The organism is Bacillus sp. WC2507 (assembly GCF_052656125.1).
This window is the reverse complement of record NZ_JBQXPN010000001.1, coordinates 4527016-4542992: the sequence shown is the minus strand read 5'-3', so window position 1 is coordinate 4542992 and position 15977 is coordinate 4527016. Positions and strand designations below refer to the sequence as shown.

The window sequence follows — 15977 nt, the reverse complement described above, 5'->3', positions numbered from 1 at the left end:
GAGAAAATATGAAATAGGGAGAGGAAAATGGCTGTGAAGAAATTGTTAAGTATCTTTTTATCATTCTTGCTATTGCTTTCATTTACTGGAACTTTAGCACAGGCAGAAGAAACGACTTCTATGTCAGTAGAAAAAGCAATTCAAGTATTTAAGCAGCAAGGGAAAACGAAGGGGACAGTGGAAGGATATATTGTCGGATATACGCAAAGTCCTTCTAAATACACGAAAGATCCGGCTAAGTTTGATGATACAAACGTAGCAATTGCGGATTCGCCAAATGAAACGAATCCAGACAAAATTATGCCTGTTCAGTTGCCAAAAGGCGATGTGAGAGCAGCAGTAAACGTGAAAGATCATCCTGAAAATATCGGGAAGAAAGTTAGTTTAACAGGGACGCTTGAATTATATTTTAGTAGCCCAGGTTTAAAATCCGTAACAGCTCATAAGTTTCAAGGGGAAGGACAAAACCGTGTTAGCGATGTAGTAGCTTCGCCTGGTGGCGGAGAAATTGCGAAGGGCACAGCGGTAACATTAACAACGAATACAGAAGGAGCAACAATCTACTATACGTTAGATGGCTCTAACCCTACAAATAAAAGTGTTCGTTATAACGGACAAATTGTAATGAATGAAAATAGTGTGATTAAAGCAATTGCAGAGAAAGAAGGGTTTACTTCTTCAGCAATTTCAACGTTTTCATTTATTATCGTAAACAATGAACAGGTTCGTATTCATGATATTCAAGGAAAATCACATATTTCTCCTTACAAAGGGAAGAAAGTATACAATGTGGAAGGCGTTGTCACAGCGCTTGATAAAAATGGTTTTTATATAGAAGATAATCAGCCGGATAATGACCCAGCTACGTCAGAAGGTATGTACGTATACAAAAAAGATGCGAATGTAGCGGTAGGAGATCTTATTCAAGTTGATGGAGAAGTAGAAGAATACGTTGGACCTGGATATGCAGAACGATTTGAAACTGACTTAACGACGACGGAAATTAAGGCGAGCCGTGTTGCTGTAATCGCAAAAGATCAACCTTTACCAGCACCGATTGTATTAGGGGAAAACGGTGTGAAAATTCCTGATCAAATTATCGATAATGATGCATTCGGTTTATTTGATCCAAATGAAGATGCAATCGACTTTTATGAAAGTGTAGAAGGTATGCGCGTTACGATGCCAACGCCAAAAATTATTGCACCTCAGAAAAACGGGAATTTATATGTAACAGTAAAAAATGGTGGAGATAAAGTCGTAACGAAATATGGCACACCTTTATTAGATGAAAATCAATTAAACCCAGAGCGCCTTTCTGTAAAGGTACCTCGTGATTATGTAGCAAAAGTAGGAGATACTTTCACTGGAGATATAACAGGGGTAGTAGGATATGATTACGGTTCGTTCCGCATTTCACCAGTAACAGAATTACCATCTGTAGTGGACGGTGGATTTAAGCAAGTAGGGGCAAATATTCAACCTCGTCTTGATAAGTTAACAGTTGCTACATATAACATTGAAAACTTCTCGGCGAATAAAAAAGAAACAACAGATGAAAAAGTAAAAGCGTTAGCCTATTCAATTAAATACAATTTAAAAATGCCAGATATTATCGGTGTAGAGGAAATGCAAGATAATAATGGAACAATTAATGACGGTACAACAGATGCTTCGTTAAGCGCAAAACGTATCATTGATGCAGTGCTAGAAATTCGTGGACCGAAGTATGAGTATGTAGAAATTGCTCCGCATAATAATCTAGATGGGGGAGCACCAGGAGCGAATATTCGCGTCGGTTTCTTCTACAACCCATCACGCGTGAAATTAGCAGCAGTACCGAAGTTACTTGATAAAAATGTTGTTCGTATTGGAGATGAAAACCCATTATTTGAAAGTACACGTAAACCGCTTGCAGCAGAATTTACGTTCCAAGGACAAAACGTTGTTGTCGTTGCAAATCACTTAAACTCAAAAATAGGGGATGCAACGCCATTTGGAAAAGTGCAGCCGCTCGTATTAATGAGTGAAGAAAAACGAATTCAATTAGCGCAAGAAGTAAATCACTTCGTACAAGGAATTCAGAAAAAGAACACGAATGCACCAGTTGTTGTGTTAGGGGATATGAACGATTTTGAGTTCGCTAAACCACTAAAAACACTAGAAGGAACAAACTTAAAAAATATGTTAAACACAGTGCCGAAAGAGAACCGCTACACGTACATTCATGAAGGAAATGCACAAGTGTTAGATCATATTTTAGTAACAAACAACATCGCACCACACACAATTGTAGATCCAGTACACTTAAACTCAAACATTATGAAAGAACATGGACGTGTAAGTGACCACGACCCAGTACTTGCTCAAATCGATTTGAAGAAAGCTTCTTAAATAGTTGAAAAAGAGCGCTTAATATACTAAGCGTTCTTTTTCTGTGAAAATCATGTTAAAATTGATTAAAAATTCAGTTTTTTAACAAGGAGGTTAAAGATGCAAGCAGGAATAAATGGAAAGTTAATGAATCAGCTTGCAATATTTTTTAGTACAATTGTCATGCTCCAATTTGTAGCGGAGATAACAGGACTTACTCAAAATTTGGACATTACGTATAACTTAATACATACAGCATCGTCCTATGTAACATTTAGTTTGGCAGTGATTTTTACTTTAATAGGTGCAAGAAGAGAATTAAGTAAATATGCAATTATTTTATTATGTTCAGTTGTAGGTATTAAAGCGATTTATTTTGCGGCGGTCGTTATTTTATGGGGATTGGCAGGTACGCCGTAAAGGGGGGATGATTATATGAGTATTGAAAATATAAGATTGATACATGTAAATGAGAATAAGAGCGTAATTCTCTAAGCTAAATTAGGGAATTACGCTCTTATTCATATCATCATTTAGTCTGAAATTGCTTGAAACGCTTTTCTACACCGATCTCTTTTTTGCAGTCTTCTTCTATATTTTTTTCGATCCCGTTTTACTCCTTGTATATACATGAATAAGCTAACGAGAAGGAAGAAAGTACATTGCATCGTTAAAATATACGGTGACATGCCTTGCAATGGTTGTTTCGGATCATATAAATGAAAAGGTGCTCCGCCTATTGAAGGAAGTATTGTATTTAGCAGGACGTACGGAATGGAGGCAACTGCAAATGGAAAGAGAATTGCCATATAGTCCTTTTGTGACCATACAGATGCAGCAAGTCCTAAAAGGGCCATTAAACCTGCAAATAAAAAATTAATTCCGATATATACAGTAATGTAAGTGAGAGGTGCATCAAAATATAGGTTTGCGAACATTCCCTCATCATTTATGATGCCTGAACCAGCTGTAGGTTCTCCGTCTGGAATGGTTAATTTGCAAAATAATAATGATAAGATGAATGGAAGCGTATAAAGAAATCCTCCGCAAAAAAACGTAACGATATATTTCGTTACTGAATAAGTAAAGATAGAAATCCCCTTACTCACAAACGGTTTAAAACCATCTGACTTATCCGAATTGTAACTTGTACTAAAGGGAAAACTCGCAATAACTGGCATTAATAACAAATAAACGTCCATTTCATTGTCGCGAAATCCAATCCATTTCATATCTGTTGAAATAGGTCCACTCGCTGGATCTCCTAAATAACGAATTACATAATAATAGTGATAAATACAAATAAGAACGAATCCACTAAACATAATAATTAAAGAAACACGATTACAAAAAGCTTGCTTTATATTTAAACGAAGCGCACGCATCATGACTGAAAAAGCCTCCACTATTTTGATAAACTTGTCTATTTTCTATATTACTATTAAATGTAAAGATTTTCTTGGTTTTTTTATTTGATTATTTGAAAAAAGGGAAATTTGTTGTTAAGTAAGGTTTAGTTGAAAGTATTTTTTTCTAAAATTTGGTTGACAATTAAGTATTACATTTGTAATCTTAGTTATAGATTACAAATGTAATACAAGGGAGTGAAATATACTATGACAAATCAATTACCTAAAATATCTGAAGCAGAATTAGAAATTATGAAAGTACTTTGGTCGAACTCTCCACAAACAGCGAATGAAATTATAGAAGAACTGGAAGATGCAATGGATTGGAAACCGAAAACAATCCGGACATTAATTAATCGGTTAGTACAAAAGGAAGCCGTTTCTTACCATCAAGATAAAGGGCGTATGTACGCTTATTATCCGTTAGTATCACAAGATAATTATTTACAAGTTGAAACGAAATCTTTGCTAAAGCGTTTTTGTGGCGCAGCGTTTAAGCCACTACTTGTTAATTTTTTAAAAGAGGAAAAATTATCTTCAGAAGATATTAATGAACTGAAACGCATTTTAGATGAGAAGACTGAGGAGAACAAGAGGAAGGATAGATAACAATGATAGACACGCTTATAAATGTATACCTTCCTCATTTTTTTGATTGGCTTATAGAAACGTCACTTATGGCTAGCATATTAGTTGGATTTATTCTATGTATAAAAGTGCTATTTAGAAATAAATTAACGCCCCGGTGGCAATATATGCTGTGGATCGTACTAATGATAAGACTCCTTTTACCATGGTCACCAGATAGCTCTTATAGCATTTATTCATTACTTTCTTATAGTTCTAGTGTGTCGGAAGTTATTCCAAAAAATATGCCGGCTACTGAGAGTATAGTGAACATAGAAAGCGACCGTAAAGTGGAATTCGAATCAAATTCAGAAACTGTGACAAAAAATAGTGGACCTGAAGTAAAAGCGGGTGCGGAACAACAGACTGCATTTTCTTTATACAAAATCGCTCTATATGTTTGGTTAGCTGGGGTAATCATATTAGCAGTCATAACGTTTATTACAAATAGACGTTTATATTCTTACATAAAGAAACAACCGGATATTACAGATGAACAGGTCGTTACAGTGTTTAATCGCTGTAAGCAGTCTATGAAAATAAAGAAGGCAGTTTCATTACGTCTAGCAGGAAAAATTGCGAGTCCAACCGTATTTAGTTTCTTTCGTCCGAAAGTATTACTATCAAAAAAACATATGAAAGTATTAAATGAACAACAATTACAATATGTCTTTTACCATGAGTTAGCCCATATTAAGAGAAATGACGTAGCGGTAAATTGGATTATGTATAGTTTACTCCTATTAAATTGGTTCAATCCGATTCTTTGGTACGCCTATTTCTGTATGCGAGAAGATCAAGAATTAGCCTGTGATGCATATGCGCTTACTTTTATAGATAAAGAGGAGCAAATTGCATACGGTCATACAATTATTACCCTTCTAGAACACTATTCCTATCAAGCACCAAGCCTAGCAAATTTAAGTAGAAATAAACGAACACTAAAAAGGAGAATCGTTATGATTAAAAAGTTCCAAAAGAAATCGTATCGTCTTTCTTTACTTGGAGTTATTGCTATAGTTGCTATAGCATCCCTCTCTTTATTCAACGCACGTGCAACGGAAGGGCAAGAAAAACAAGAGGATCAGGTAGAGCAGTCAAAGGATGCTTTCCAAAATGCTGTAGATATGCTGTATGGTACAGAAGAAAATGCGAAAAAAGAATATCATTATTCAGCAAGAGTGTATGAACAAAAGACAGATTATATATATTTAGCTGAAAAGGCTTTAACAAAAGATGAATTCCAGCAGTACATAAAATTATCTAAAGAAATTATTAATATACAGAAAAAAGGGGCTCCGAGAGATTCTGACTACGAGTCAATATTTTTTAGAGAAGAGCGTTTAACAGAAGCTGATCGTGACAAATTATATGCACTTTATGATCAAGCAAAACCATTTGATGACAAAGTGCATGAATCTTTAAATTATACGGTGAAGGAAGCGCAGGAACATGTTGATTTTCAAATTAAGAAGCCAACGTACACAATTGAAGGATACAATCTGAAGGATGAAAAGGTAAGTTATTTTATTAAGAGAAGACCTGAATTAATTATTGATTTAGAATATACAAACGGAAAAGGAAATTATGCAATTTCTCAATCACAAGTTTTTGGGGAAAGTAAAGATCCGTTCCATGCTTTGTTTGTTGTAGAAGAAAACATTGAACAGTACGAACTAGAAGGTAATCAAATATACTATGCGACTCATAACTCGCATAGTAATTTACAAGGTATGAAGATGATTGTTCCTGCAAAAGGGAAAAATAGTGCATACCAAATCGTTATTATTAATCATAGTTTAGAGAACCCAGGAGAAGCAGTATTCGATAAGAATGTAAATAAAGAAGAGTTAGAGAAGGTTATGCTTTCTATGTTGAAATAATAAAAAGGTGTTCTTGAGATGTATATCTCAAGAACACCTTTTCCTTTTCTCTTTTCTTCTGATACACTATGGACAGTATGATATAACTTGACTGGAATTTTTTATACTGGAAATAATAAAAAAGAGAACTTGTATAGAATGTAAGCGTGTGGTAATATCAAAGATGTACTGATTGACTATATTATCCAATTGGTCATTTTTGGAGGTGACGATGTGGCGATAGATCGAAAGCGTTCTATTATTGAAGCTGCAACAAAGTCTTTTTCAGCGTTCGGTTATAAAGCAACAACGATGGATCAAGTAGCGAAGTTAGCGAATGTAGGAAAAGGAACGATTTATACTTTTTTCAAAAATAAAGAAGAGCTATTTGGTGAAATTATTTCTAATTTAATTACAGAAATGAAGCAAGTTGCAGAACATGCAATTCGTTCAGATGTTTCATTTTTTGAAAATGTACATAGAGCATTATATAGCATATTAGAATTCAGAAAAGAACATCAGCTCATGATTAAGTTAATTCAAGAAGAACGTGATATGGGAACGAAAGAAGTACAAGAAGTGATGCAACAAGTAGATGTGGAAATCGTTTCTGTCATTCAATCGTATTTAAAGATTGCGATTGAAAAAGGTGAAATTAGCAAATGTGATCCAGAAATTACAGCATTTATTATGCTTCGCTTATACGTATCGCTTATTTTTGATTGGGAAAAAAATCATAAACCGTTAGAAAAAGAAAAAATCGCAGAATTATTTGAACTTTATTTATTAAAAGGATTGTCAAACTAAGATAATCCTTTTATTATTATAAAAAGTGACCACTTGAACAGAATGGTCATATATTTATTTTAGGAGGGATAATAGAAATATTTACTTCATAGTAAGGAACATTTGCATAGTATAAATTCGGGGATAAGGCATATGTATGAATAAGTATAGCCTTTTTATTTGGGTAAAAATGACCAAATGAACATTTTGGTCATTCAAAAAAAAGGGGGAGAAATGATGAAAGGAAATCAGTTACTTCGTAAAGAGTTCACACAAATTATAAAAAGTAAAAAAATATTAATTCCAATTATCGCGGTTTTATTCGTACCAATTTTATATGCAGGTATGTTTTTATGGGCCTTTTGGGATCCGTATAAACAGTTAGATGATTTACCAGTTGCGGTAGTCAATTTAGATAAAGGTGCAGTATTTGATGGGAAACCAATTGAGGTCGGAAAAGGGCTCGTTGATAACTTAAAAGATAATACAAGTTTTAAATGGGAATTTGTAAGTGAAAAAGAGGCGAAAAAAGGAATGGAAGGTAGAAAGTATTACATGTTAGTACGCATTCCAGATGACTTCTCAAGTAACGCTACAACGTTATTAAAAGATGATCCAAAACCATTAAACTTAGAATATATTCCAAACGAAAGTTTAAACTTCTTATCTTCACAAATTGGCGGAACAGCCATTGAAAAGATTAAAACTGAAGTATCAAGTACGTTAACCAAAACATATGCAGAGAAAATGTTTGATTCCATTCAAGACGTCTCAAAAGGATTAGCAGATGGGGCGGAAGGAGCAAATAAACTACACGACGGATCAAGTGAATTGCACGATGGTTCAAGTAAAGTGACAGATGGCCTTCATACACTGCAAGGGAAGTCTGGGGAGATGAAGGATGGAGTAGGGAAACTATTTGATGGATCTGGGAAAGTGACAAATGGTTTAAATACGTTAAACAGCAAAACAGGTGAGATGCAAATAGGTATCGGAAAATTAGTAGATGGTTCCGGAAAAGTAACGGACGGTTTACATGTATTAAATAGCAATGCAGGTATCGGGAAATTAGTAGACGGATCTGGAAAAGTAACAGATGGTTTACATGCACTAAATAGCAATGCGGGTATCGGGAAATTAGTAGACGGATCCGGAAAAGTAACAGACGGTTTAAATACGTTAAATAGCAAAACAAGTGAGATGCAAACAGGTATCGGAAAATTAGTAGATGGTTCCGGAAAAATAACAGCAAGTTTAAATACGTTAAATAGCAAAACGGGTGAATTGCGTGATGGATCTGAGAAAGTGACCGGTGGCTTGAACCAATTAGTAAGTAAATCCGGCGAATTAAAAACAGGAACAACTGATTTATCAAATGGTATGGGAAAACTTGCTGAAGGGCAAAGGCAATTAGAAAAAGGATCTCAAGAAATTCAAAAGGGATTGCAAGATTTAAATAGTAACGTACAAAAATCTGCTGCAGGCTTGGAGGAAATGCAGTCGAAAGTTCCTTCTATATTGAATACAGTAAATGAGAAAATAGATGGAGCTGGGGCGAATGTAAATCAGTTAAATGAACTTACACAATCAACAGCAGGAGATGCCAAAAACGCAGCGCAAGATGTAGCGAATTTACAAAAGCAAATTGAAAGTTTACCAAAAGAATATCAAGAGCAGTTACAACCATTCATAACAAGTGCTGTAAAAAGTACAGCGACAGTTCAGCAAAAAGCTGCCGGAGTAGCGGGTGGAACAAATAAATTAAATGAAGAAGTAAAACAATTAACAGGCGAAATACATCAAACAACAAATGGATTGCAAAAACAATTACCAAATCCAGCAGGGGTGAAAACTCTGGCGGGTGGTGTTGAGAAACTAACGAACGCACAAAATGAATTTGTTAGTAAGTTTTATGGATTTGGTGAGGGATTAGATAATGCAAAAATAGGTGCTGATAAATTAAAAGATGGATCGGTTCAATTAATTGATGGCGTAACACAATTACAAAGCGGCTCAGGAAAAGTGACAGCAGGATTAGGTCAATTATCTGCCGGAGTAAATCAATTAGCAGATGGCTCAAGCCAAGTAACAGGCGGTTTAGGTCAATTATCTACAGGAGCAAACCAAATGGCAGGTGGAGTAAATCAATTAGCAGATGGCTCAAGCCAAGTAACAGGCGGTTTAGGTACATTATCTGTAGGCGTAACGAAATTAGCGGATGGCTCAAGCCAAGTAACAGGCGGTTTAGGCACATTATCTGGAGGCGTAACGAAATTAGCGGATGGCTCAAGCCAAGTAACAGGTGGTTTAGATACATTATCTGCAGGAGCGGGCCAAATGTCAGGCGGAATAACGCAATTAGCAGATGGATCCGGTCAAGTAACAACAGGCTTAGGTACATTATCAACTGGTTCAACCCAGCTAATCGACGGCGTAAATAAACTAGCAGACGGCTCAGGAAAAGTGACAGATGGCCTCGTAAAAGTAAACGACGGTTCAGGTGAACTTGCTGAGAAACTTGGCGAAGGGGCTGAGAAAACGGGTGAAGTAAAAGGAACCGATAAAACGTATGATATGTTTGCAAGTCCTGTAAAAGTGAAGACGGAGAAAATGGCGGAAGTTCCAAACTACGGAACAGGATTCACACCATATTTCTTATCACTCGGTTTATTCGTTGGGGCATTGCTACTATCAATCGTATATCCATTACGTGATACAGTCGGCGTTCCGAAATCAGGATTTAGCTGGTTTATTAGTAAGTTTGGTGTTTTACTATCAGTTGGAGTTATTCAAGCGGTAGTAGCTGATGTTATATTACTATTTGGGTTAGGTGTAGAAGTACAAAGCATTCCGTACTTTATACTCTTTAGCATCGTTACAAGCTTAGCGTTTATCGCATTAATTCAATGTTTAGTAACAGCATTCGGTGATGCAGGGCGTTTTATTGCCATTATCACATTAATTATTCAGCTTACAACAAGTGCTGGAACATTCCCACTAGAATTGATTCCGAAGTTTTTACAACCATTCAACGCTTGGTTACCGATGACATACTCTGTATCAGGATTGAAAGCAGTCGTATCAAGTGGAGACTTTAACTTCATGTGGCAAAACATAGGAATACTCATGATTTTCATCGTTGTGTTATCACTTGGAACTATCGCCTCATTAACTTGGATGCATAAACGACAGTTTAAAAATATTGCTGAAAATCAATCGGTTGAAGCGTAAATAAGACCAATAAAAAAGGCACTGAAAAGGTGCCTTTTTTATCGGTTTTATTTTATTGGATGAGAAATTTTATTTGTTTTTTTATTTTTACGGAACAAGTGTATACCAACACTTATGAGGAGAATAGTAGCTACAATCCAAACAAATGGACCATATCTTTCAGCAAAAGTATATAGTTTCATGTTCCTGGCAATATCCTCTTTTGTTTTTCCTATTAGAATTTCTGAGCCACTATAGCCTTCAAGTGTATCTCCTTTTTTTATACCAAAAATAAGAGTATCTGATTTGTTTTCTATTCCTGTATATCGGTAGCCCTTACCTTTAATTGTTAATTGAGTATCATCCTTTTTTAGTGAGTAATCTTCGGCAGAAATATCTTTTCCTAACAGTGTAATTGGCTCCATTGAAAAACGGATTTCTTTTAATGTAGGAAGAGTTTCATTGTTTAATAAGAGTTGCTTTGCAATATGCTGCTCAGTATCAATGTTTATCCAATTTGCCTTTCGGCGTTTATACGTATTAATTTCAAGGAGTGCGAATTCTTTATTTTGAAGTTTTTCTTCTGTAATAGGTTGCGCAGTAGTTAACGTCCCTTTTAATAAAATTACACCGTCTTTTGCAGATTGAAATGAAGAGACTTCTTCCGTTTTTTTTAATGTATTGATAGCATTTCTATAATCTTCTTTTCCTAAAAGAACAGCTCCTGTATGTACAGTTAAAATCAGATATAGGATGCTTAATACTATAATAGCTTTTTTCACTATGTACCCTCCAAAGTATGTATAAGTTAATTATAACATAATTTACCATATGAAATTATTGATTTGAATAATAAGTTACAATTATAAAAATGATGAATAAATTAAAAAAGTGTGGAGGAGAGGAGTAAAAGTGAAAAGGACTTACAACAATTTACAGAGAAACATAGGGTAGGGGAGTTGATATGATGAAAGGAAATCTTATTTATTATTTTATCTTAAATCCATTAATCATCTTTCTTGTTTCACAAAGAAAAATATATAAATATGAAAGATGCACTAGGAATACTTGTAGTTTACTATGTGCTAATTAGTGGGTATTACTTTATGGATGTTGTAAGTGAAAGAATGAAGAAGAATAGTAAGGACAAACAATAAAGTTTTATTGTATAAAAATCAATGGGGGACAATAAAATGACTGAAAGTGAAATGAAATTTAGGGATACGACTATCCGTAACTTTTTCGATAAAGAGGATCGTTTAAAATCGATTCCAGGTCAAAAGAAGAAAAAACTAGTATTGTTAGAGCATTTAATTAGCAAATTAAACGCTGGAAATCAATATACGGAAAAAGAAATGAATACATTTATAAAACAATACCATGATGATTTTTGTACGATTAGACGTGAGTTTATTGTGCACGGGTTTATGGATCGAGAGGATAATACGTACCGTATAAATGGGAGAGAAGTTTGGGTGAAGTGGGAGGAGTTAAAATAATGAATCAGCAGGGGGATCCCCACTGATTATGAGCTCGTACTAGTCTTGCACTTTCTGCGTAGTAAGTCTATGAATTCTTCAATATTTGAACTTGTAATGTATCCCAGCGTGATATATTCATCTTCATAGTAAAATATTATTTTTTTATCAAAGATTCTTCTCTTCGTTTCTATGGATAGAATTTTTTCATAATCAAATTCGGCAATGAATGTGTTTTTATATTGGCTAAAAAAGAGAAGTCTTCCATTCGTAGCAAGTAGCATGCCTGGATGCGGAACTTTATGCGTAATTATATAGCCAGTAAGTGAACAATTTAAAGTAGATAAAATTGTTTCTTCTTTATGTAATAGTTGTTTTGCAGCTGTTAAAATTGGATTCATTGTATACATTCCTTTTATATAGATGTAAAGATATTGTATCAAAAGTGGAAAAATTCTCAATATGTAATGTTGCATTTTGAGCGTTATATAGTTTTAATGTTATTTTTTAAAGAAAAAGGTACGAGGTGATTTAGTGATACGATTTGCAAAAGAGATTGATGCAGAATCAATTATAGATATTAGAAAAGAAATTATACTATTGGAAACTACTACAAAGTTTTTTATAGTATCTCCAAATAAATTACCAAATGATAGTAATGCAGAAATTGAAAAGATACGGAAAAGTAATGAAAAAGGTAATCTTTACATAGTTTATGAAGTTGATAAAAAAGTGGTTGGTTTTTTAATTTTCAATCGATATGAACTAGAACGCTTACGACATGCAGGTACAATGGGAATGGGGATAAGGGAGGCGTACTGTAATCAAGGCATTGGTACGAAACTAATTGAATTTCTTATTAGTTGGGCTAAAGAGCAGAAAGGTTTAGAGAAAATTTGCTTAGGCGTAGTTTCTGTTAATGATAGAGCGATTAAGGTGTACAAACGTATGGGATTTGTAGAAGAAGGCAGACAAAGAAAGCAAATTAAATATGAAGATGGGTCATATGGAGATGACGTATTGATGTGTTTTTATATTGAATAAAAAAGAGGAGTCTTCTATTGATAGCAAGTGGGAATTTATGAATTGTATAGGCGGTGCATATTTTAGTGAAGAGACTGCCAATATGGGCAGTCTCTTTTTAGTGGAAATGTTAACACTTAGCAAACCTTAAGTTCCAATCTTTCTTTCTGACGTAAATGATGTGCAAAATGCATAGAAATAAGCTGGAACCATTCTGCTGCATGTAAGTAACCAAGCCCAGGATGTTCGACTTTACAATCACTAGAGATAGAAGAAAGCGTTGGCTCAATGTCTTTAACAATTGTAATTAATTCTAGAATCTGTTTCTGTACGTCTTCTTTATTAGCTGGGTTTTCAGGCGTATATCCAGGATGATCTGGTAATTTGATTTTTATGTCTGGGAAAGCTCCCATCATATATACCTTTTCTCCCATATCTGTTTTCTTGTTAGTTACAGAAGGTAATTCAGTTCTGCATTTTGCGATTGCATCTAACTGCATGCGTGTAGCTGAAATTAAGTGATTATACATTTGACCGAGAGACCATTCCTCATTAGAAGGCTTCATCCTAAATTGTTCTATAGAGTACTTTTCTAATTCCTCTATGTAGTACGTTGCTAACTCTTCAAATTTCTTCATATCACTAACTCCTTTTTATGAAAATGTATTTGTTAATACCTACTATAAAGGAGAGATACTGACAGCATTATGTCAGTAGTGAAATTACAGTTTTAACATTTTTTTTGCTTCATCACGGATTTTCTCAGAAAGAATTTTTGGCTCAAGTACTTGTACTTGGCTTCCCCAGCTTAATACCCATTGAAATACTTCGTCTATGTTTCTTGATTTCAAAAAAACGTGAAAACCGCTATCTCTATGTTCATATGAATCTATAAAATAATATCGTGATTCAATAATTTTATGTGCAATATGAGATGGAAACAATAAATGAATCATAACAGTGCGATTATTTTCAGGTTGATAGTTTTGTAAAGAAAAGTCTTTCGGTTTCGTAAAGAATTCTTGCTCTTGTTGTAATTCCTCCATACGATCTAAACGAAAATTACGTATTTGTTTTCGAAGTAAACAGTAGGCAACGATGTACCAAATTCCCGAAATATTGACTAAACCGTAAGGATGAACGGCCCGCTGTATTTTTGTAGTTTCCCTAGGTTTACGATAAGAAAAAGAGATAGCTTGTTCTTTTTGAATAGATTCTTGCAATAGGAGAAGTTGATTTTCTAGTGTTTCTTGTTCAGATTGCTGATGTGAGAATATAGGAGAAAGGAAACGAAAAGTTCCTCGTAATTCCTGGGCTTTCTTTTGTTGATCAGCAGGGAGAACAATTTCAAGTTTCTCTTTTGCTGATCGTGCATGTACAGCAAAAGAAGAAGTGAAAGTTTTCTCGATATAATCACCGCCTAATAAAAGAGTAACAGCCTCTTCAGGCGTAAGTTGAATGGGGGGTAAGAAATAACCATCCATTAATGAATAACCGTGGCCGGGCATGGCGAAAAGTGGGACGCCAGATTCACTAAGTGCATCCATGTCTCGATAAATAGTTCTTATACTTGTCTCAAATTTTTCCGCTAAGCTTTGTGCTGTAACAGTGTGTCTTCTTTGTAATTCAATTAATATAGCTAATAAACGATCCGTCCGATTCATGAAATATCTCCCTTTATCTTTAGTAAATATGCCTACTGTAAAGTTCTAAAAGTAGTATAAATTCCCCTCCCATTAACAGACTTTTCCCTATGAATAATATTAATATAGTAAAATCATAACAACCCATATTGCAGTTTCCAATAATATACTATATAATCAATTTAAGAAAACGTTTTCATGCAAAGGGGGAGAATTTCGTGTCGACTATAGAGGACGTGGCGAAATTAGCGGGGTTATCAAGGACAACGGTTTCTAGGGTGATTAATAATCATCCATATGTTTCAGATGAGAAGAAAAAAAGGGTTCAATTAGCAATGAAGCACTTAGGCTTCGTTCCTAATTCTGCGGCGAGAAGGCTTCGTAAACAAAAGACGGAAACAATTGCGGTGCTCGTTCCAAGGATTACAAATCCTTTCTTCAGTAGATTTATCGAAGCAATCGAGATTGCTGCTTCTGAACATAAATATAAACTGATTATTTGTCAAACAAGATATTTACCAGAAAAAGAGATGGAGTATTTACAATTATTATCTACGAAACAAGTAGATGGGATTATTCTATGTTCACTAGAAAATCCGTGGGAAGATGTAGAGCCATACTTACAGCACGGTCCAATTGTGTTATGTAATGAATATATTGAGGAAGCAAATGTTCCAACAGTGAAGTTTGATCATGCGCAAGGAGCATACATAGCTGCTAAGCATGTGTTAGAACAAGGATATCGTAATCTTATTTTTTGCCGTGGTAACGAAACCAAAGTAGTTAGCCAGCAGCGAAAAATGGGCTTTTTACGTGCCATAACGGAGAAGAGCCGCCAAGTAGAAGCGATCGATTTTCTTGAAAACGCTTTCTCTTGGGATGATGGAAAGAGAATATTCCATGAAGTATTAAAGGACAAAAAAAATCCTACCGCGATTTTGGCAGGAGGCGATGAGGTAGCAGCTGGAATTATTTCAGAGGCGAAACGCCATAATTGGAGTATTCCAGATGATCTCGCTGTTATTGGTTTTGATAATCAAATTTTATCACAGATTACAGAGCCAGGTATTACGACAATTGAACAGCCAATCGATGAGATGGCCCGAAAAGTTGTCGACCTGATGATGGATAAAATCCATACGAAAAATTATCGAAAAAAAGAATTGTATGAGTTTGAACTGGAGCTCTTGGTGAAAGGTTCAACGATGAAGGATACGATGTTATTAGCCTAGTAGACTATGTCTGCTAGGTTTTTTTATGTTCATAAACTACTATTCTTCGTGAACGCAGTCATCACATTTGTTATGGTATGCTTCGTGTTGCTCATCAATTTCTTTCCCGCAGTGCGCACAAGTTTTCGTCGGTAAATTTCTGAAAAACTCCATTGGTTGATCGATCATGTCAATCCCTCCATTTCCATTTCTTACTATCATTGTATTAGTACAAAAAACAAAAGTCAATAACTGTTTTATAACAAAAGTGAAAATTAATGAAAAAGTTTAGGAAATGGATTATAGTTAACAATGTAGGATGTAAGTGAAACATGCATTCCTACTCGGTTTAGAA

Annotated in this window: 15 protein-coding genes and 1 pseudogene; 10 read left to right on the top strand and 6 right to left on the bottom strand. The window is 34.9% G+C overall.

Going from position 1 to position 15977, the window contains the following annotated elements:
- Nucleotides 1-27 precede the first annotated feature (27 nt).
- Both ACUN28_RS23965 and ACUN28_RS23960 read left to right on the top strand, forming a co-directional pair.
- Nucleotides 28-2394 (top strand): DUF6359 domain-containing protein, encoded by a 2367-nt coding sequence (locus ACUN28_RS23965; protein WP_016088983.1) that lies wholly within the window; start codon nt 28-30, stop codon nt 2392-2394.
- A 99-nt stretch (nt 2395-2493) separates the two neighbouring features.
- Nucleotides 2494-2793 carry a hypothetical protein gene (locus ACUN28_RS23960; protein ID WP_016088982.1) on the top strand — a complete coding sequence of 100 codons (300 nt, stop codon included), beginning with the start codon at nt 2494-2496 and terminating at the stop codon, nt 2791-2793.
- 113 nt (nt 2794-2906) lie between these two features.
- On the opposite strand, the gene ACUN28_RS23955 is transcribed toward ACUN28_RS23960, so the two are convergent.
- Entirely contained in the window at nt 2907-3761 is an 855-nt protein-coding gene (locus tag ACUN28_RS23955; RefSeq protein ID WP_016088981.1) for a hypothetical protein, read from the bottom strand.
- Nucleotides 3762-3989: 228 nt separating this feature from the next.
- Between ACUN28_RS23955 and ACUN28_RS23950 the strand changes: the two genes are divergently transcribed.
- The 4 genes from ACUN28_RS23950 (at nt 3990) to ACUN28_RS23935 (ending at nt 10288) form a co-directional block, all read left to right on the top strand.
- Complete coding sequence (locus ACUN28_RS23950) at nt 3990-4391, top strand: BlaI/MecI/CopY family transcriptional regulator (protein ID WP_000184503.1); 402 nt, start codon at nt 3990-3992, stop codon at nt 4389-4391.
- A 2-nt stretch (nt 4392-4393) separates the two neighbouring features.
- On the top strand, nt 4394-6292 hold the full coding sequence (locus ACUN28_RS23945) for a M56 family metallopeptidase (RefSeq protein ID WP_016088980.1): 1899 nt from the start codon (nt 4394-4396) through the stop codon (nt 6290-6292).
- 213 nt (nt 6293-6505) lie between these two features.
- The gene (locus ACUN28_RS23940) at nt 6506-7078 is read left to right on the top strand and encodes a TetR/AcrR family transcriptional regulator (RefSeq protein ID WP_016088979.1); all 573 of its coding nucleotides are present in this window, start codon (nt 6506-6508) and stop codon (nt 7076-7078) included.
- Nucleotides 7079-7294: 216 nt separating this feature from the next.
- Nucleotides 7295-10288 (top strand): YhgE/Pip domain-containing protein, encoded by a 2994-nt coding sequence (locus ACUN28_RS23935; protein WP_016136594.1) that lies wholly within the window; start codon nt 7295-7297, stop codon nt 10286-10288.
- 47 nt (nt 10289-10335) lie between these two features.
- On the opposite strand, the gene ACUN28_RS23930 is transcribed toward ACUN28_RS23935, so the two are convergent.
- Nucleotides 10336-11049 (bottom strand): hypothetical protein, encoded by a 714-nt coding sequence (locus tag ACUN28_RS23930; protein ID WP_016088976.1) that lies wholly within the window; start codon nt 11047-11049, stop codon nt 10336-10338.
- Nucleotides 11050-11231: 182 nt separating this feature from the next.
- On the opposite strand from ACUN28_RS23930, the pseudogene ACUN28_RS23925 reads away from it, so the two are divergent.
- Together ACUN28_RS23925 and ACUN28_RS23920 are read left to right on the top strand one after the other, a co-directional pair.
- Nucleotides 11232-11424, top strand: a pseudogene (locus ACUN28_RS23925) (hypothetical protein).
- 36 nt (nt 11425-11460) lie between these two features.
- Nucleotides 11461-11766, top strand: a complete 306-nt coding sequence (locus ACUN28_RS23920) for a DUF2087 domain-containing protein (protein WP_016088975.1) — start codon at nt 11461-11463, stop codon at nt 11764-11766.
- Nucleotides 11767-11792: 26 nt separating this feature from the next.
- Here the strand turns inward: ACUN28_RS23920 and ACUN28_RS23915 are convergent, their stop codons facing one another.
- Complete coding sequence (locus ACUN28_RS23915) at nt 11793-12146, bottom strand: PH domain-containing protein (protein ID WP_016088974.1); 354 nt, start codon at nt 12144-12146, stop codon at nt 11793-11795.
- Between the two features lie 133 nt (nt 12147-12279).
- Between ACUN28_RS23915 and ACUN28_RS23910 the strand changes: the two genes are divergently transcribed.
- Nucleotides 12280-12789 (top strand): GNAT family N-acetyltransferase, encoded by a 510-nt coding sequence (locus tag ACUN28_RS23910; RefSeq protein ID WP_016088973.1) that lies wholly within the window; start codon nt 12280-12282, stop codon nt 12787-12789.
- A 116-nt stretch (nt 12790-12905) separates the two neighbouring features.
- Here the strand turns inward: ACUN28_RS23910 and ACUN28_RS23905 are convergent, their stop codons facing one another.
- The gene (locus tag ACUN28_RS23905; RefSeq protein WP_016088972.1) at nt 12906-13406 is read right to left on the bottom strand and encodes a DinB family protein; all 501 of its coding nucleotides are present in this window, start codon (nt 13404-13406) and stop codon (nt 12906-12908) included.
- 84 nt (nt 13407-13490) lie between these two features.
- A complete protein-coding gene (locus ACUN28_RS23900; RefSeq protein WP_016088971.1) occupies nt 13491-14432 on the bottom strand; it encodes a helix-turn-helix transcriptional regulator in 942 nt (313 codons plus the stop codon).
- A 197-nt stretch (nt 14433-14629) separates the two neighbouring features.
- On the opposite strand from ACUN28_RS23900, the gene ACUN28_RS23895 reads away from it, so the two are divergent.
- On the top strand, nt 14630-15643 hold the full coding sequence (locus tag ACUN28_RS23895; protein ID WP_016088970.1) for a LacI family DNA-binding transcriptional regulator: 1014 nt from the start codon (nt 14630-14632) through the stop codon (nt 15641-15643).
- Between the two features lie 39 nt (nt 15644-15682).
- Here ACUN28_RS23895 and yhfH read toward each other — a convergent pair whose 3' ends face one another.
- The gene (gene yhfH, locus ACUN28_RS23890) at nt 15683-15811 is read right to left on the bottom strand and encodes a protein YhfH (RefSeq protein WP_000567010.1); all 129 of its coding nucleotides are present in this window, start codon (nt 15809-15811) and stop codon (nt 15683-15685) included.
- Between the last annotated feature and the right edge of the window lie 166 nt (nt 15812-15977).